The sequence below is a fragment of the Nonlabens ulvanivorans genome (genome assembly GCF_032922765.1).
GTDB classification, from domain to species: Bacteria; Bacteroidota; Bacteroidia; order Flavobacteriales; family Flavobacteriaceae; genus Nonlabens; species Nonlabens ulvanivorans.
On sequence record NZ_CP136694.1, the window covers coordinates 3,138,528 to 3,156,482 of the forward strand.

15 protein-coding genes are annotated in these 17,955 nt (G+C 36.5%); 12 read left to right on the forward strand and 3 right to left on the reverse strand.

Translation table 11 applies throughout. The annotated features are described in order from the left end of the window. The first annotated feature begins 59 nt into the window (after nucleotides 1-59). The 8 genes from porU to R1T42_RS14180 all read left to right on the forward strand — a co-directional run bounded on the left by porU (nucleotide 60) and on the right by R1T42_RS14180 (nucleotide 10,414). Nucleotides 60-3,896, forward strand: a complete 3,837-nt coding sequence (gene porU / locus R1T42_RS14145) for a type IX secretion system sortase PorU (RefSeq protein WP_449589544.1) — start codon at nucleotides 60-62, stop codon at nucleotides 3,894-3,896. 44 nt (nucleotides 3,897-3,940) lie between these two features. After that, a complete protein-coding gene (gene porV, locus R1T42_RS14150; RefSeq protein WP_036582290.1) occupies nucleotides 3,941-5,116 on the forward strand; it encodes a type IX secretion system outer membrane channel protein PorV in 1,176 nt (391 codons plus the stop codon). Nucleotides 5,117-5,121: 5 nt separating this feature from the next. Continuing rightward, entirely contained in the window at nucleotides 5,122-5,604 is a 483-nt protein-coding gene (gene cdd, locus R1T42_RS14155) for a cytidine deaminase (RefSeq protein ID WP_317290785.1), read from the forward strand. Nucleotides 5,605-5,745: 141 nt separating this feature from the next. Next, nucleotides 5,746-6,744 (forward strand): pyruvate dehydrogenase (acetyl-transferring) E1 component subunit alpha, encoded by a 999-nt coding sequence (gene pdhA, locus R1T42_RS14160; RefSeq protein WP_036582284.1) that lies wholly within the window; start codon nucleotides 5,746-5,748, stop codon nucleotides 6,742-6,744. 3 nt (nucleotides 6,745-6,747) lie between these two features. Beyond that, the gene (locus tag R1T42_RS14165; RefSeq protein ID WP_317290786.1) at nucleotides 6,748-8,379 is read left to right on the forward strand and encodes a pyruvate dehydrogenase complex dihydrolipoamide acetyltransferase; all 1,632 of its coding nucleotides are present in this window, start codon (nucleotides 6,748-6,750) and stop codon (nucleotides 8,377-8,379) included. A 153-nt stretch (nucleotides 8,380-8,532) separates the two neighbouring features. Further along, nucleotides 8,533-9,534: a M20/M25/M40 family metallo-hydrolase gene (locus R1T42_RS14170; RefSeq protein WP_317290787.1), complete on the forward strand. Its 1,002-nt coding sequence runs from the start codon at nucleotides 8,533-8,535 to the stop codon at nucleotides 9,532-9,534. Continuing rightward, nucleotides 9,527-10,210 carry an SDR family NAD(P)-dependent oxidoreductase gene (locus R1T42_RS14175; protein WP_317290788.1) on the forward strand — a complete coding sequence of 228 codons (684 nt, stop codon included), beginning with the start codon at nucleotides 9,527-9,529 and terminating at the stop codon, nucleotides 10,208-10,210. The genes R1T42_RS14170 and R1T42_RS14175 overlap by 8 nt, the downstream gene beginning before the upstream one ends. A 45-nt stretch (nucleotides 10,211-10,255) precedes the next feature. After that, complete coding sequence (locus tag R1T42_RS14180) at nucleotides 10,256-10,414, forward strand: hypothetical protein (protein WP_160165395.1); 159 nt, start codon at nucleotides 10,256-10,258, stop codon at nucleotides 10,412-10,414. Between the two features lie 112 nt (nucleotides 10,415-10,526). On the opposite strand, the gene R1T42_RS14185 is transcribed toward R1T42_RS14180, so the two are convergent. Further along, nucleotides 10,527-11,672: a 5-(carboxyamino)imidazole ribonucleotide synthase gene (locus R1T42_RS14185; RefSeq protein WP_317290789.1), complete on the reverse strand. Its 1,146-nt coding sequence runs from the start codon at nucleotides 11,670-11,672 to the stop codon at nucleotides 10,527-10,529. 145 nt (nucleotides 11,673-11,817) lie between these two features. Here R1T42_RS14185 and R1T42_RS14190 point away from each other — a divergent pair, with 145 nt between their 5' ends. The 3 genes from R1T42_RS14190 to R1T42_RS14200 all read left to right on the forward strand — a co-directional run bounded on the left by R1T42_RS14190 (nucleotide 11,818) and on the right by R1T42_RS14200 (nucleotide 14,902). After that, on the forward strand, nucleotides 11,818-12,921 hold the full coding sequence (locus R1T42_RS14190) for an adenylate kinase (RefSeq protein WP_006796873.1): 1,104 nt from the start codon (nucleotides 11,818-11,820) through the stop codon (nucleotides 12,919-12,921). 161 nt (nucleotides 12,922-13,082) lie between these two features. After that, entirely contained in the window at nucleotides 13,083-14,090 is a 1,008-nt protein-coding gene (gene obgE, locus R1T42_RS14195) for a GTPase ObgE (protein WP_317290790.1), read from the forward strand. Between the two features lie 86 nt (nucleotides 14,091-14,176). Then, nucleotides 14,177-14,902: a hypothetical protein gene (locus tag R1T42_RS14200; protein WP_317290791.1), complete on the forward strand. Its 726-nt coding sequence runs from the start codon at nucleotides 14,177-14,179 to the stop codon at nucleotides 14,900-14,902. Between the two features lie 18 nt (nucleotides 14,903-14,920). Here the strand turns inward: R1T42_RS14200 and R1T42_RS14205 are convergent, their stop codons facing one another. Next, complete coding sequence (locus R1T42_RS14205) at nucleotides 14,921-15,364, reverse strand: DUF1569 domain-containing protein (protein WP_317290792.1); 444 nt, start codon at nucleotides 15,362-15,364, stop codon at nucleotides 14,921-14,923. Nucleotides 15,365-15,380: 16 nt separating this feature from the next. After that, complete coding sequence (locus R1T42_RS14210; RefSeq protein ID WP_317290793.1) at nucleotides 15,381-16,703, reverse strand: exo-beta-N-acetylmuramidase NamZ family protein; 1,323 nt, start codon at nucleotides 16,701-16,703, stop codon at nucleotides 15,381-15,383. Between R1T42_RS14210 and R1T42_RS14215 the strand changes: the two genes are divergently transcribed. Then, nucleotides 16,684-17,931, forward strand: a complete 1,248-nt coding sequence (locus R1T42_RS14215) for an ABC transporter permease (RefSeq protein ID WP_317290794.1) — start codon at nucleotides 16,684-16,686, stop codon at nucleotides 17,929-17,931. The two genes, R1T42_RS14210 and R1T42_RS14215, sit on opposite strands and share 20 nt — an antisense overlap. Nucleotides 17,932-17,955 lie beyond the last annotated feature (24 nt).

Genomic DNA, 17,955 nt, shown 5'->3' on the forward strand with positions numbered 1-17,955 from the left:
ACATTTTTTTAAGTTTTTATTTTTTATAATAGATTTTATAAATAGACGTTATCGGTTTGATGAGATATATTTTTTTAATAATTGTTAGTTTTCCCCTTTTATTAATGGCTCAAGGTCAGAAAGAAGAGTTGAAATGGCAGCCTGCTTTAAAACAGTCGATTGGTGATTATACGGTTTTAGTTCCGTATTTTGAAAATGGATATCAGTTTAATGGTTCTCAAATTTGGTTTTCTAAGTCTATTGAGATTTCATCTTTGGTTAATGAATCAAGTTTGGTTTTAGAGAATTTAGAAACAGAGGTCTTATCAAACAGGGAGCTTGCAGATCTGGATAAAGAATTTATTGTTGATGGATTGCAGTATAGTCTAAGAAATGCGCTTTCGCGAAAGCGTAATTATGCACAAATAAGAGTGTCTCCTATATTCAAGGATGGTAATCAATATCGTAAGGTTGTATCTTTTACTCCAGTTTTTACTGATGGAGAGCCAATATTTACTACCAAATCTACAAATTACGGGAACTCTTTGCTTACATCAGGTGAATGGTTCCGCTTTAAAGTAGAGAATACGGGTGTGCATAGAATCACCAGGTCTTTTTTAAGTAGCCTAGGTATAAATGTGAGTGGTATTGATCCTCGTACGATTAAAGTTTATGGAAATGGTGGCTCATCATTGCCTTTAGTAAATTCTCAAACTGTGGCTTATGATCCTGCAGAGATTGCAATTAGTGTGCGAGGTGAAAATGATGGTAGTTTTGATAATGGTGATGAAATTTTATTTTATGCCACGGCCGCTAACTCTGAATATGTCTTGGAAAACGATAGTCATATTAATCCTTATACGGATGAATCATTTTATTATATAACTATAAGTTCAGGTAATGGTAAACGTATTTTGCCTTTTGTACAACCTATGGGTACTCCTGCAATTACTTATGATTATTTTCACGCTAGACAACATCATGAAATTGATGAAAGAAACATAGGGCAAATAGGTCGCATATGGTATGGTGAGCGTTTTGATTTTGAGCCAGAACAGACTTTTGAATTTGAATTTAACAATGTGATAGGTTCTAGACCAGCAAGTTTAAAAGTAGTGACAGGTGCCATATCAGATATTGGTAGTTCTTTTACTTGTGAGGTTAATGGCGTGTCTGCGGGAACTATAGGCCATTTTGGTTTAGCAGGAGTAAATACTTTGGTTTCAAGAAGAGGGCAGTTGATTGCAAATAATATTAATGTTACTAGTGATGGTGTTGATGTGAAAATTACTTTTGATAATTCTGGAAATCCTGGTGCCGAAGGCTATCTAGATTATATAGAGTTAGAGGTGCCTCAATCTTTAGTAGGGATAGGTGAGTCATATAGATTTAGAAATACGGAGGCTGCTTTACAGCCTGGAGTTGTGCAATTTCAGTTTTCTAACGCTACTAGCATTTCTGAAGTTTGGAATATATCAGATCCTTATAATGTCACGACCGTTTTGAACAATACTAGTGATGCTAATTTTTCTTTTGTAGATAACGGTGGTGAGGTAAAGGAATACATTGTCGTGGATAATAATGATTTTTTTAATCCTATCTCAGTTTCAAATAGACGAGTAGCAAATCAGAACTTGAAAGGAACCATTTTTATTGATAGCAACGGAAATTTTAAGGATATAGATTATTTAATTATTACTCCATCATTTCTTGAAAGTGAAGCCCAAAGACTTGCAAATTACCATATTACTACTAGTAACTTAAATACTAAAGTCGTGACTCTTTCAGATATCTATAATGAGTTTTCTGAAGGAGAACAGGATATTGCAGCAATTAGAAATTTTGTAAAATATGTTTATGATAATGCTTCTAGCCCTGCAAATAGAGTGAAGTATTTAAATATGTTTGGTGACGCTAGTTTTGATTATAAAAATCGTATTTCTGTAAGAGAAAATATTGTTCCTTCATTTCTAACGGCTGAGGCCACGTCACTTACACAGTCTTATGTGACAGATGATTTTTTTACATATATGAATCCTAATGAAGGAAATGTAGCTACTAATAACTTGATGGATCTGGCGGTAGGACGTATGATTGTTACCGATATCACAGAAGCGAGGGAAATGGTTGATAAAGTTGTAAGCTATACTGCGCAGCCAGCTTTTGAAAGATGGCGCAATGATGTTGTGTTAATAGGAGATGATATCGATGATCCGCAAACAGATAGTAATCTTCAGGTTAATGTAAATGATCTTGCTGATCAGATTGAGTTAAACAGACCCGATTATAATGTGCGTAAAATAATACTGGATAGTTACCAGCAATTGAGTACGGCTGGTGGTTTTAGGTATCCAGATGTAGAGGAAGCTGTGAAAAATGCTTTTGAAAGAGGCTCGTTAGTGATTAATTATTTTGGTCATGGTAATGAAGATGGACTTGCTCAAGAATTTGTAATAACACAGTCATCTGTTGAGAATTTACGTAATCCAAATAATTTGCCTCTGTTTATAACTGTTACTTGTGAATTTACAAGGTTTGATAACCCTTTAAGGCCTAGTGGTGGGGAACGTGTGTTTCTTAATCCGGATGGTGGTGCGATAGGTTTAGTAGCTACTAATCGATTAATCTTTATTTCTACTGGAGTCACCTTAAATCGTACTCTTGATCAATATTTGTTTTCATATAATAACGCACAAGCTATTTCAATGGCCGAATCTCTTAGGCTTGCCAAAGTAGATCCGGCGCTTAATAATGACGCAACCAGAAGAGTTGTTGCGTTTATAGGTGATCCAGCCTTAAAACTGGCAATACCAGACCCTAATGTTGTATTAACTGCCGTTAATGGAAATCCTATAGCAAGTAATATTGATGTGTTAAGAGCGCTAGATCCTGTTGTGTTAAGTGGAGAGGTGCACGATTTACAAGGGAATTTAATACCTAATTATAACGGTGAGGTTTCAGTGACTGTTTTTGATAAAGAAATTGATCGCACTACCTTGGGGAATGATGATGCTAGAGATTCGACGGGTCAATTAATTCTTTTAGATTTTAAGCAACAAGGCGAGGTTCTTTTTAGAGGTCAGGCTACGGTAACAAATGGTGTTTTTGATGTAAATTTTGTAATGCCGCTCGATACTCAGGTTCCTATAGGTAATGGTAGGGTCTCTTTTTATGCAAAAAGGGATGGTGTTCAAGAAGATAAAAATGGTTATAACTTAGATGTTCGCATAGGTGGAGTTAATACAGCCGCTCCTGCCGATGATATAGGTCCTGAGATTGACTTGTATATGAATGATACTAATTTTGTGAATGGTGGAATTACAGATGAGAATCCATTTATTCTAGCTTTTTTAAGTGATGATAATGGGATTAACACATCTAGTGGTATAGGTCATGATATTACTGCAATATTAGACGGTAATGATGTAGATCCCTTTATACTTAATGATTATTATGAGGCAGACGTAGATAACTTTGCTCGTGGTCAGGTTTATTTTCCACTTAGAGATTTAGAGCCTGGATTGCATACCTTAAAATTAAAAGCTTGGGATACCTACAATAACTCTGCAGAACAAGAAATACAATTCATTGTTGCAGAAAATGACGGTATTAAACTAGAACGTGTCCTTAATTATCCTAATCCATTTACTACTTATACAGAGTTTTGGTTCAATCATAATAAGCCATTTGAACCATTAAATGTTCAAATACAAGTAATGACCATTTCTGGGAAAGTTATTTGGAGTAAGAATCAGTCTGTGACGACGACTGGTTTTACCTCTAGAGAAATTACATGGGATGGTACAGACGATTTTGGCCAGCGATTAGGAAAAGGTGTTTATATTTATAAGATAACAGTAAAGTCTACGTTATCTAATCAGCAAACCAGTAAGGTGGAAAAGCTGGTAATATTGTAACTCGTAAGGATTAACATATATTTGTTTCAGATTAATAAGCATTGATGAAAAAAGTTTTTTTAGTATTTATCGCTTTAGTTTTAGCGGTGCCTAGCATAAGTAACGCTCAAGATAACGATACAAGAGTAATAACCACAGCACTACCATTTTTAAGAATTGCTGGTGATGCACGTTCTGCTGGTTTAGGTGATATGGGTGTTGCCACCAGCCCAGATGCATGGTCCCAACAATGGAATCCATCCAAATATGCATTCGGGTTACGAGAGCATAAATTTGGGGTTGCATACACTCCTTATTTAGGGAATCTAGTGAACGATATTGCGATTGCGCAATTAGTTTATGCAAATCGTATTAATGATAATAGTGCCTTTGCAGGTAGTTTAAGATACTTCAGTTTAGGAAGTATTACTTTAAGACAAGATCAAAATGATCCTGGACGTGAAGAAAGTCCTAACGAGTTCGTATTAGATGGTACCTATTCATTGAAACTTTCTGAGCAATTTGCACTTGCAGTAACAGGTCGTTTTTTAAGAAGCGATTTGAGAATACAAGGTGTGGATAGTGATGCAAGCGCAGCAAATAGCTTTGGTGTTGATATATCTGGTTATTATCAATCAGAAGAATTAGCTCTGGCAGATTTTAATGGACGCTGGAGAGGTGGATTTAATATCTCTAACATCGGTCCTAAAGTTTCTTACGATGAAGGTGGACAAGAAAATTTCATACCAACCAATCTTGCATTAGGTGGTGGATTCGATTTTATCCTTAATGACGGTTTTAGTAAGATAGGAGTAACTGCTGAGGTTAATAAACTTTTAGTTCCTACACCACCGATAAGGGAAGATGGTGATGATAATAATAATGGTGTTTCTCGCGAGATTATCTCAGGACAAGATGACGATGTAACTTTTATTAATGGTATTTTTCAATCTTTTGGTGATGCACCAGGTGGTTTTAGTGAAGAGCTTAGAGAATTTACATGGGCATTAAGCGCAGAGTATACTTATGACGACAGTTTTGCGTTAAGAGCAGGTTATTTTAATGAAGCAGATGATAAAGGAGCTCGTAAATTTCTAGCCATGGGCGCAGGATTTGAGTTTTCTTCAATCGGTATCGATTTATCTTACTTGTTCTCTACTAGTCGTGTAAGAAGTCCTTTAGAAGGTACACTTAGATTTGGCTTGACCTTCAATTTTGGAGACGAGTATACAGAATACTAGATCATTTGAAAAAAATAGAAATCCATACTACGCTAGAGGCTTACGATGATATGTCTGAGCTTGATGGTAACGTGCAGTCTTTAATGCAGCAATCCATTACAGCACGTCATAATGCATATGCCCCATATTCAAATTTTACGGTAGGGTGCGCGATTTTACTTGAGAATGGAAAAGTTGTTACAGGAAATAATCAAGAAAATGCCGCTTACCCATCAGGCCTTTGTGCAGAGCGAGTAGCTATCTATGCAGCAGGTGCTCAATATCCTGGCGTGGCGATTAAAATGATGGCGCTTACAGCAAGTCCCATTGATGATTCTCTTACTGTTCCTGTACCACCATGCGGTGCTTGTAGACAGGCTATTGCAGAGTATGAAAACAGGCAACAAGATTCTATTCCTATATATTTTATGGGAGCTTCAGGCACTATTGTAAAGTCAGATTCTCTTAAAGATTTACTACCACTTATCTTTGATAAGAGCTATCTATAACGTTTTCGGACATTTTTAACCCTTCAATAGGTTTTTCATTACCCTTTTTTGGTCTATTTTTGCTTTGAGCTGTGAAAGTTAAGTAGTACTATTGTTGTATTAATTCGCTTTCGCGAAAGCGCACTTAAAACAACCACTTAAATGAAAAAAGTCACTAAAGACGTACTTCTCAATTGGTATGAGGAGATGCTTTTCTGGAGAAAGTTTGAAGATAAACTAGCACAAGTTTACATACAACAGAAAGTTCGTGGATTCCTTCACCTTTACAATGGACAAGAAGCAATTCTTGCCGGTTCTCTGCACGCGATGGACCTTACTAAGGATAAAATGATCACTGCTTATCGTAATCACGTGCAACCTATAGGTATGGGAGTAGATCCTAAAAGAGTCATGGCAGAGCTTTATGGAAAAGCAACGGGTACCTCACAAGGATTAGGTGGATCAATGCATATTTTTTCAAAAGAGCATCGTTTCTATGGTGGTCACGGTATTGTAGGAGGACAAATTCCTTTAGGTGCTGGAATTGCCTTTGGTGATAAATACCATAATGTAGATGCGGTAACACTGACCTTTTTTGGTGATGGCGCAGCACGTCAAGGTTCTTTACATGAGGCTTTCAATCTAGCAATGTTATGGAATTTACCGGTAGTTTTCTGTGTGGAAAACAATGGGTATGCGATGGGTACAAGTGTTGAAAGAACAGCAAACCATACTGATATTTGGAAATTAGGTTTAGGTTATGAAATGCCATGTGGACCTGTAGATGCGATGGATCCAGAAAAAGTTGCAGAAGCAATGTCTGAAGCAATAGAAAGAGCTCGTTCAGGTGGTGGACCAACTTTCTTAGAATTAAAAACATATAGATATAGAGGTCACTCGATGAGTGATGCACAGCACTATCGTACCAAAGATGAAGTAGCTGAATATCAAAAAATAGATCCTATTACTCAAATAAAAGACCGATTGATGAAAGATCACGGTGTTACTGAGGAAGAGATAAAAGAAATGGGGAAAAGAGTAAAATCTCGCGTTGCAGAATGTGAGAAGTTTGCTGAGGACTCTCCTTACCCAGATAAAAGCGTTATGTATGACGCTGTTTATGAGCAAGAAGATTATCCATTTTTACCATCAAAATTATAATTCATGGCAGAGATTGTAAACATGCCACGATTGAGCGACACCATGGAAGAAGGTGTAGTTGCAGCGTGGTTGAAAAACGTAGGTGATAAGGTTGAAGAAGGTGACATCCTTGCTGAAATTGAAACCGATAAAGCAACTATGGAATTTGAATCATTCCAAGAAGGTGTTTTATTACATATAGGTGTTCAAGAAGGAGAAACGGCTCCAGTAGATCAGTTGCTTTGTATCATAGGTGAAGAAGGAGAAGATATCTCTGGACTGCTTAGTGGAGAAGCTAGTACTGCCTCTAATGACGCAGCTGCTGAAAAAGAAGAGTCTGATGAGTCAAAGACTTCTTCTAGTAAAGAATCTAATTCTGATAATGAACTTCCTGAAGGCGTAATCATTATAAATATGCCTCGCCTTAGTGATACTATGGAAGAAGGAACGGTAGCATCATGGTTAAAAGCTGAAGGTGATGCTGTTGAAGAAGGTGATATTCTTGCAGAGATTGAGACCGACAAAGCTACCATGGAATTTGAATCTTTCAATGCAGGTACGTTATTAAAAATAGGAATTCAAGAAGGTGAAACGGCAAAGGTTGATGCCTTGTTAGCAATCATTGGTCCTGCAGGTACAGATGTTTCTGGAATAAATATCGATGCGAGCGCAAAAGCGGCTGCTCCTAAAAAAGAAGAGAAAAAAGAAGTTAAGAAAGAAGAGAAAAAAGAAACTTCTAAGGTGTCAACTCTAGCTTCATCGAGTTCAAACACCAGCTCAAATTCAAGTTCAAACTCTTCAGGAAGAATTTTTGCTTCTCCACTTGCTAAGAAAATGGCTGAGGACAAGGGAATTGATCTTAATCAGGTTTCTGGTTCTGGTGAAAATGGACGTATAGTAAAAAGCGATATAGAGAACTTTAAGCCTAGTGCAGGTGGAAGTGCTTCTGCTAGTTCATTTGTTGCGGTTGGTACAGAAACTTTTGAAGAAGTTCCTAATTCACAAATGCGCAAAACGATTGCAAAGCGTTTGGGTGAGTCTAAGTTTACTGCACCACATTACTATCTAGGTCTAGATTTAGATATGGATAATGCAATTGCTAGTAGAAAAGCTATTAATGAATTGCCGGACACTAAAATCAGCTTTAACGATATGGTAATTAAAGCGGCAGCAATGGCGTTAAGATTACATCCTAAAGTAAATACACAGTGGACTGATAAAAATACAATTATTGCAAAGCATATTCACGTTGGTGTTGCTGTAGCGGTAGATGATGGACTTCTTGTTCCTGTATTGCCATTTGCAGATCAGATGAGTATGCAACAAATAGGAGCAAAAGTAAGAGAGCTTGCTGGTAAGGCACGTAATAAAAAATTACAACCTGCAGAAATGCAAGGAAGTACATTTACAATTTCTAACTTAGGTATGTTTGGTATTACAGAGTTTACTTCAATCATTAATCAGCCTAATAGTGCAATCATGTCTGTAGGAGCTATTGTGCAAAAGCCAGTCGTGAAGAATGGTCAGATTGTAGTAGGTAATGTGATGAAAATTACACTGGCATGTGATCATAGAACGGTAGATGGTGCAACAGGTGCAGCATTTTTACAGACGTTTAAATCGTATATAGAAAACCCTATAGTGATGTATGTATAACATCAACTAATATTTATGGAAAAGCCGAATCTTGAGATTCGGCTTTTTTGTTTCTAGGATTGAAATGATTGTTACTCATTTTCATTAAAATACCTTTTAACCTAACTAACCATACATCACAAAATACCTATATTTAAACTTTAAAATTATACTATGAAAAGAATCGTACTTATACTATCGGCAGCAGTTCTTATTGCTAGCTGTGGTAGTCAGGGCAATAAGGTGGCTAAGTTAGAAAAAGCAACAGGTACTATGTCTGAAGTTTTACCTAAGGTTAAAATACCGAAAGCAAATGCATCTCAAATTGCAGCAGATGTAGCTTTTCTTGCAAGTGATGATTTAGAAGGTCGTGATACCGGTTCAGACGGTATTCTTGCAGCTGCTAAGTATCTACAAAACCGATTACATGAAATAGGTCTACAACCGTATAAAGGTGACTTCTTTGATGATTTTGATGCAAAAGGTGCTCAAGCTTTTAATGTAGTAGGTATGTTGCCAGGTACAGATGGTGTTTTAAAAGATGAAATAGTAGTAATAGGTGCACACTACGATCATATAGGTTTTATGAAAGCGGTAGCTGGTGACAGTCTTGCAAATGGTGCAAATGATAATGCTACAGGAACAGCAAGTGTTTTAGCAATTGCGCAAGCGTTAAAACAAGTTGATTTTAATAGAAGAACTGTCGTTTTTGCATTATTCTCTGCAGAGGAAAAGGGACTTCTAGGTTCTAAACATCTTGCAAAACGTATGAAAGCCGAAAAAGAAAATGTAGTAGCTATGCTCAACTTTGAGATGATAGGTACACCTATGGTAGGTCGTGAATATATAGCTTACATCACTGGACATGATAAGTCCAACATGGCTAGTGTTTTTAATGCTGCAAATAATAATAGATTAGTAACTGGTAAGTTAGATAAAGCAGTAGAGTATAATCTATTCATGCGATCAGATAATTATCCATTTTTCAATGAATTTCAAGTACCGGCACAAACTTTCAGTACGTTTGACTTCACTAATTTTAAATACTATCACCAGCCTGGTGATGAAGTATCAGAAGTAAACGCTCCACATATGGCTGGTGTAGTGGATGCATTAATGCCTGGTATCATGGCTGTACTAAATAATGAACGTCTTAAAATGATGGCAAATGAGTAAAAATATCGTTGTTACAGGTACCAGTCGCGGTATTGGATTTGAACTAGCACAATTATTAGCTGGTGCTGGGCATCATGTTATAACGCTTTCGCGAAAAACAAGTTCCATAGAAGCCTTAGAGCGCAATAGTATCATGTCCTTATCTTGTGATCTAACAAGTGAAGAAAGTATAACTGAATCTGCAAAAGCTATTCTAGCAAAATGGGAGCACATAGATATCTTGATTCATAACGCAGGTATGCTCGTGAATAAACCCTTTGAAGAATTAACTCCATTAGATTTTCAGAACTGTTATGCGGTAAATGTTTTTGGTGTTGCATCGTTAACGCAAAAGTTATTGCCAGTAATGACTAAGGATTCTCATGTTGTTGCTATTAGCTCCATGGGTGGAATTCAAGGTAGTGCAAAGTTTCCTGGTCTTGCCGCTTATTCAAGTGCAAAAGCGGCCGTAATCACTCTTTTTGAACTTCTTGCCGAAGAATATAAAGAAAACGGACCATCATTCAATACACTTGCCCTAGGAGCCGTACAAACAGAGATGCTAGAAGAAGCCTTTCCCGGATATAAAGCACCACTCACGGCTTCAGAAATGGCAGACTATATCATGAATTTTGCCCTTACAGGAAATAAGTTCTATAACGGTAAAGTAATGCAGGTGAGTGCAAGCACACCGTAGGGGATTTGGAATGCTGAATATAGAAGTATGGGCTTAACTTTTATAATGTTTCAATCATCTCGTTTTAAAACAACTAGCCGACTTGCAGAAGGTTTTGCTCCTGGTGCTGAATATGTTATTTGTTTAGTTGTGACCGTTATAATCGGCTTTGCGATTTATGGTTACTGGAAAATGAAAAAACATCAGAACAATAGAAAAGAATGATATTCTTCACTTTATTGGACTTAAAGTAATTGAAGCTGCAATCAGTAATAAAAAGATAATTTTTTAAGATAGCAATTAAGAAAAGCAATTACCATATTTTCACATTGTCAAATCAATCCTCAGCAACAACCTTAATTCGATCTTTAACCTGTGCAGCAATTTCACGTGCGACAGCGACATCTTTATCTACCACAGTAACATGACCCATTTTTCTAAAAGGTCTGGTTTGTTTTTTACCATAAATGTGAGGTGTCACACCAGGCATGGCTAGAATATCTTCTATACCATCATAAATGACATTCCCAGTATGACCTTCTTCACCTACTAAGTTGACCATAACAGCAGCAACAGTACTATCTGTATTTCCTAAAGGTAAGTCGAGTACACAACGCACGTGTTGTTCAAACTGATCTGTTACAGAGCCTTCTATAGAATAATGACCAGAATTATGTGGTCTAGGTGCCACTTCATTTACTAGAATGTCTCCATTTTTAGTTAAGAACATTTCTACAGCTAGTAGGCCTACATGGTCATAAGCAGCACTTACTTCTAGAGCAATAGCACGAGCTTTTTCAGAAACGGCATCATCTATACGTGCTGGGCATATTACATATTCTACCTGATTAGCTTCTGGGTGAAATTCCATCTCTACCACAGGATAAGTTTTCATATCTCCACTAGCATTACGAGCGACTATTACAGCAAGTTCCAGCTCAAAATCGATCATATCTTCATAGATACATTCCACCTTAGGCAAGTCGGTAAGGTCGCTATCTTGACGGATTACTTTTACACCTTTACCATCATAGCCACCTTCAGCACTTTTCCATATGAATGGATAGTTCTTCCCATGATTTAAAATTGGTTGTTCATGAATTTGAAATGGAGCCGTAGGAATATTGCTATCTAGATAAAATTGTTTTTGAACCGCTTTATTTCTAATTAAGTTCAATACACGAGCACTGGGAGAAACCGCGATACCTTTATCTTCTAAATCCTGAAGTGCTTGCACATTGACGTTTTCTATTTCAATAGTTAACACATCGACTTGTTCGCCAAACTCCATCACGGCCTGATAGTCCATAATATCTCCTTCAAAAAAGACAGTACAACCTTCAAAAGCAGGTGCTGTATCATCTTTATCCATCACATAAGTGGCGATATCCCATTTACGCGTAGTGTATAACATCATTTTACCTAGTTGTCCGCCGCCCAGAATCCCAAGCGTAAACGGTGAAGAAAAAAGTGGTGTGATCATTAGGCAAAAATAAGAGGATAAATTGAACTTGAACTTGAACTTGAAGATGAATTTGAACAACAATATCAAATGACATGAAGAAGCACTATCAACAGCGGCTGTCAACTGCCTACTAAATACTATCTTTGCATAAAATATTTAAGAAGTGATTAAGATTCACGACCTCTATTTCAAACCTTTTCTAACGGCAACTCAAATAAGCGATGCCGTTAACAACCTCGCATACCAGCTCAATAGAGATCTTGCAGATAAAAAGCCCGTCTTTTTAGGAATACTCAATGGTAGTTACATGGTCATGGCAGACTTGACACGCAAGTTTAATCATGATTGTGAGATTGCTTTTTTAAGAGCTTCTAGTTATGAAGGGACATCTTCCACTGGTGAGTTGGTAGAGACTTTAAATGTTGATATAGACCTTACCGATAGAACAGTTGTCATCGTAGAAGATATTGTAGATACAGGATTAACTGTTGACATGCTTTCGCGAAAGCTGCTAAAACACAATCCTACTGCTTTACATGTAGCGACGCTATTTTTAAAGCCAGAAGTTTATAATCGAGAATTGAAAATCGATTTTGTGGGTTTAAATATTGAGAACAAATTTGTCGTGGGATACGGCATGGATTATGATAATTTAGGGCGCAATTTGCCTGAACTTTACGTACAAACACAACGCATGAAAAACATTGTTTTATTCGGTCCTCCAGGAGCCGGAAAAGGAACCCAAGCAGAACGTTTAAAAGAAAAATACGGACTAGTTCATATCTCTACAGGAGACGTGTTTCGTTATAACATCAAAAATGGAACAGAATTAGGAACACTTGCAAAATCCTTCATGGATAAAGGAAACCTAGTGCCAGATGAAGTAACCATTAAAATGCTTAACGCTGAGGTGGAAAAAACACCAGATGCAGCAGGATTTATTTTTGATGGTTTTCCTAGAACTGATGCGCAAGCAAAGGCATTAGATGAATTATTAGCTTCAAAAGGATCTGAGATTGCCGGTATGGTTGCGCTAGAAGTAGATGATGAAGTTCTAGTTGAAAGATTATTAGAAAGAGGAAAAGCAAGCGGTAGAGCAGATGATGCAAATGAAGGTGTGATAAGAGATCGTATCGCTGTCTATTACAAGCAAACAGCGCCACTTAAAGATTACTATACAGCACAAGATAAGTATCATGGAGTAGATGGTGTAGGAGCACTAGATGAAATAACAGCTCGATTAAGTGTGGAGTTTGATAAGCTTTAAGGCTATAAAAACTGAAGTTAAATAAACGGAAGGTTTAGGTGTTTTAAATTATAACCTTGATGTTTCTACTCTTATAGTAGGTAACAACGAGTTTTGCAAGAGTAACATACAAACAATTAACTGATGACGATGAACCGTTATCAGACATTAGATAAAAAACAATGACCGAAGGAAATTTTGTAGACTATACTAAAGTACATCTTGAGTCAGGTCGCGGCGGTAAAGGAAGCACGCACTTGCACAGAGAAAAGTACATCGATAAAGGTGGTCCAGATGGTGGTGATGGTGGTCGTGGTGGTCATATAATCTTGCGTGGTAGCAAGAACTTATGGACATTATATCATTTTAAGTATAAACGTCACTTTAAATCTGCTCAAGGTGGAAATGGAGCAAAGCAGCGACGTACTGGTGAAGATGGAGATGATGTATATATCGATTTACCACTAGGAACAGTTGTTAAAGATTCTGAAACCGGTAACGTGATTTATGAAATGCTTGAAGATGGAGCAGAATTTGTAATCTGTGAAGGTGGTAAAGGCGGTCGTGGTAACTGGCATTTTAAAAGCTCTACTAGACAAACGCCTCGTTATGCACAGCAAGGTATGGAAGGTACATCTCTAGATGCTGTATTTGAAATGAAAGTACTGGCAGATGTTGGTCTGGTAGGATTTCCTAATGCCGGAAAATCAACATTACTTTCTGTAATTACTAGTGCAAAACCTAAGATTGCTAATTATGAGTTTACTACTTTAAAACCTAATCTTGGAATTGTAGAATACCGTGATTTTAAATCATTTGTAATTGCAGATATACCTGGAATTATTGAAGGCGCAGCAGACGGAAAAGGTCTTGGGCATCGTTTTTTAAGACACATAGAACGTAATTCTACTTTATTATTTCTTATTCCTGCAGATTCAGATGATATCAGTGCAGAGTATGATATCCTGTTACGGGAATTGAAAAAATACAATCCAGAATTGCTTGATAAAAATAGATTTGTCTGTATTTCAAAAGCCGATATGCTGGATGAAGAATTAATGGAGCAAATGAAAGAAGGCCTTGATGAAGAAGGTGCTTTTGATGGCGCGCCTTATATGTTCATTTCTTCACTCTCGCAATACCATATGCAAGAATTGAAAGATCGCTTGTGGCAAATGCTTAATGAGTAAATAAAACAGCCCTTTGAAATGATTTCAAAGAGCTGTTTTATTTGTACTATCTTTATTTGAATATTTATTAATACATACCTTATATAATGAAGTTAATTATCTGTTTTTTGCTATTTACGGTTTCATTTGTTTCTGTAGCCCAAGAGTCCTTGGATTATATAGGTTTATGGTCTTTTAAAGAATTGGACCGTAGCGCTATGGAAAGTATTGATGAAGAAAAAATCAGGTTAGTAACTAATATGTTTCAAGAGATGAAACTTGAAATACTAGATACTGAAATTTATCAGATGCAGTTTATGGGTGAAGTACAAGAGTCTAGTTATACTAAATCTGGCGATACTTTGCTTTTAGATAAAGGTGATAAATTTATTTTGCTGGACGATGGAACGGCTAGAATGGAATCTGGAAATGCGAGATTGTTATTTGCAAAAGGAGACTTCAAAAATCAAAAAACTTATAGTTATCTAACTGAGGATAAATATGCCTTACAATCATTTAAAACAGAATTTTTATTGGGTAAGTGGAAGGTGCAAGAGGTAAAAGCGGCAGAAGGTGTTGAAGGTGGTGGAATGTATGAGATGATAGGTATGATGATAACCTTTAATTTTATAACAGAAGAAGAGGTTGCTTTAGGTATTTCAGGTATACAAACTGTAGAAAAATATCAAATCGATATGGATACTCAAGAACTAGTATTCATAAAGCCTGATGCTGAAGAGAATAGAATGTATGCTATAATTCAAGTGTCTGAGGAATACATGATCGTACAACATCTAAAAGAGAAGACTTACTTATATATGGTTAGAGAATAAGTATAAAACTTACACTTTTTAAACACCAAACTGTTCAAAGTGATGGTTTAAGTGTTTCCATTGCATGATGCCCCATTGATCTTTAGTAAAATCACCAAAAACAGGATGCGGCACACGATTCTCATTATTGCGATCTTCCCACAACTCATTCATCCATTTCTGTAATTCTATTTTTTCTATATTAAAATCATAGTCCCCTAAACTTCTAAACTGTGGTGGTGTAGGTGCGTTTTTCTTAAATGGCTTTGGACTGTACATCATTTTTTTAAATAGGACTTTAATCAGCCAGTTAGATTTCATGGTGACATCTGATTTACCTAACGCGATTTTTATAGGCGCCTGACAGTGGTTTAGCATTTGTGAACCATTCATCTTTCCCCATTGCGCATTGCTATCTATGGTTATATTATCAATACGTTCTTGTAATTCTTGATAGGCCTCAATTTCAAAAAAAGATTTCATAAGTAATAATTATAAGTTAGTACAATAAGTATGGTTGCCTCATCACGTCATAAGCTTTTAGGTCATTTTCCCAACTAGCTCTTATCTCGCTAGCGGTCATTCCCGCTTCAATTTGTTTTTGCAAGTTTTCTGTACCGGCTAGATTGGTGAAAAATGAATTAAAAAAGTTCTTTTTTGAAGGCGCTTTCGCGTAAGCGTCAATTAAAAAATCTAGATTTATTTGATCAAGTTTTGGGTAGCTTCTCAAATCTACGCCGAAACATTTCTTCCCGTTATGCAATGGTCTTTTTGCTCCTTCGTTAGGTGTAGGCGTAAAAGAAAAGTCTCTGTATTTTGCAAGTACAGGTGATCCATACACCTGAAACTGCATTTCAGTACCACGACCTACACTAATGTCTGTTCCTTCAAAAAAACATAAACTAGGATAAAGGTTTATGGCTTGATCGTTAGGTAAGTTGGGAGAAGGTTTTATAGGTAAAGAATAATAATCTGTTCTTCGATAATTGTTCATTTTCAATACCATCAGGTCACATTTTAAGCCATATTCTAGCCATCTCTCTCCATTAATCATTTGCGCATACTCACCTATCGTCATACCATGTACAACAGGCACTGGATGCATACCTACAAAACTTTTGTGCGCAGGTTCTAAGATAGGTCCGTCGACATAATGTCCATTTGGGTTAGGTCTGTCTAATACCACTACTTTTTTATCTAGCCTGGAGCAGGCTTCCATTACATAGTGCAACGTAGAGATATATGTGTAGAATCTTGCTCCTACATCCTGTATATCAAAAATGACAATGTCAACATCTGCAAGTTGTTCTTCAGTAGGTTTTTTATTAGAACCGTATAGAGAGATGATAGGTAGTCCAGTTTTTGAATCGATTCCATCTTTTATGCTCGCACCAGCATCTGCCGTACCTCGGAAACCATGCTCTGGTGCAAAAACTTTTTTGACTAGTACACCACGACTTAATAAGGTGTCTACTAAATGTGTGTAGGTAACAACCTCAGGTTCATCCCAGTTAGTTTTATTGTTTTTTACACTCGATCTTACCACGCTAGTTTGATTGCTTACAACAGCAACATTGCGTCCTTTAAATAAGGCGATCCACTGTTGTATGTTGTCTGCGGCAGGAGTAGGTTGGTTTTCTAAAGCATTTTTAGATTGTATCACTTTGCGACTAGCAACTAAAGAATCAGATACTTTTTCAGCCTTAGCAGTCGTTTTATTTTTATGATTGATTTTTGCATCGCAAGAAATCATGGTTAAAGCGATAGCTAATATGGTATATTTGAAAATCATAAAAGAATAAGTGAATTTAGAGTATTTCATAGCAAAAAGAGTGCAAAGTAGTGCCGCCTATAAAAATAGCGTAAGTGCACCGATTATAAAAATTGCAATTGCAGCAATCGCGATAGGAGTGATAGTGATGTTAATAGCCATTGCTACTGGTGTTGGGCTGCAAAAAAAGATAAAAGAAAAAGTGAGTGCCTTTAATGGACACGTCAGTATTTCCCTTTATGACCGCAATAACTCTATTACAACTGTAAAACCTATCTCTATAAATCAAGTTTTTTATCCAGAGTTTGAATCTGTTCCAGAGGTAGTACACGTGCAAGCAGTGGCCACATTAGGTGGAATGATTAGAACCGAAAAAGATTTTGAAGGTATCATTCTTAAAGGTGTAGGTACCGATTATGATTGGTCTTATTTTCAAGATTTTTTAATAGAAGGAAAATTACCCGACCTCACTTCTAAAAATGCTTCTAAGGAAATTCTTATTTCTGATGACATCGCACGCAGGTTGCGACTTAAAGTTGGTGATAAAGCAAAGACTTATTTTATAAAACCCAATGGATCTAAAAATGGAAACCCTTCAATCCCTAGAGCGTTTATTGTTTCAGGAATTTATGATAGCGGTCTAGAAGAGTACGATACTAAATTTATTATAGGTGATATAAGGCATATTCAAAAAATTAATAAATGGGAAAATGACCAAATTGGAAAATTTGAAGTCTTTATCGATGACTTTGATAATCTAGATCAATTAGGTATAAAGATATTTCAAAACACTGACTCGCTATTAAACAGTCAAACCATAAAACAGCAATATCCAACCATTTTCTCATGGCTTGCATTATTAGATTCTAATGTTTATGGTATTATAGCGATTATTCTTATCGTAGGTATCATAAATATGATCACCGCATTACTGGTTCTTATATTAGATCGCACACGTATGATAGGTATATTAAAAGCACTAGGTGCTGGTAACTGGCTAGTCCGCAAAATCTTTTTATATAATGCGATGAGCCTGATTTTACAAGGACTCGTTATAGGGAATGTTATCGGTCTAGGGCTGATAGGTATTCAATATTTCTTTAGTCCATTTACTTTAGATCCATCAACCTATTATGTCACTGAGGCGCCAGTTTATCTATCACTTTGGCATGTGATTGTTCTTAATTTAGGGACGTTTATATTGTGTTTATTAGTTCTCATAATACCTTCGTTTATTATAAGTAAAATATCACCCGTTAAGGCGATGAGATTTGAGTAATCAGCTATTTAAGAGGATAGTTTT

Coding starts and splice junctions, on each gene's coding strand:
- obgE (WP_317290790.1), top strand. CDS start 13,083: ATGACCGAAGGAAATTTTGTAGACTATACTAAAGTACATCTTGAGTCA.
- R1T42_RS14175 (WP_317290788.1), top strand. CDS start 9,527: ATGAGTAAAAATATCGTTGTTACAGGTACCAGTCGCGGTATTGGATTT.
- porV (WP_036582290.1), top strand. CDS start 3,941: ATGAAAAAAGTTTTTTTAGTATTTATCGCTTTAGTTTTAGCGGTGCCT.
- porU (WP_449589544.1), top strand. CDS start 60: ATGAGATATATTTTTTTAATAATTGTTAGTTTTCCCCTTTTATTAATG.
- R1T42_RS14205 (WP_317290792.1), bottom strand. CDS start 15,364: ATGAAATCTTTTTTTGAAATTGAGGCCTATCAAGAATTACAAGAACGT.
- R1T42_RS14165 (WP_317290786.1), top strand. CDS start 6,748: ATGGCAGAGATTGTAAACATGCCACGATTGAGCGACACCATGGAAGAA.
- pdhA (WP_036582284.1), top strand. CDS start 5,746: ATGAAAAAAGTCACTAAAGACGTACTTCTCAATTGGTATGAGGAGATG.
- R1T42_RS14210 (WP_317290793.1), bottom strand. CDS start 16,703: ATGAAATACTCTAAATTCACTTATTCTTTTATGATTTTCAAATATACC.
- R1T42_RS14170 (WP_317290787.1), top strand. CDS start 8,533: ATGAAAAGAATCGTACTTATACTATCGGCAGCAGTTCTTATTGCTAGC.
- R1T42_RS14180 (WP_160165395.1), top strand. CDS start 10,256: ATGTTTCAATCATCTCGTTTTAAAACAACTAGCCGACTTGCAGAAGGT.
- R1T42_RS14185 (WP_317290789.1), bottom strand. CDS start 11,672: ATGATCACACCACTTTTTTCTTCACCGTTTACGCTTGGGATTCTGGGC.
- R1T42_RS14200 (WP_317290791.1), top strand. CDS start 14,177: ATGAAGTTAATTATCTGTTTTTTGCTATTTACGGTTTCATTTGTTTCT.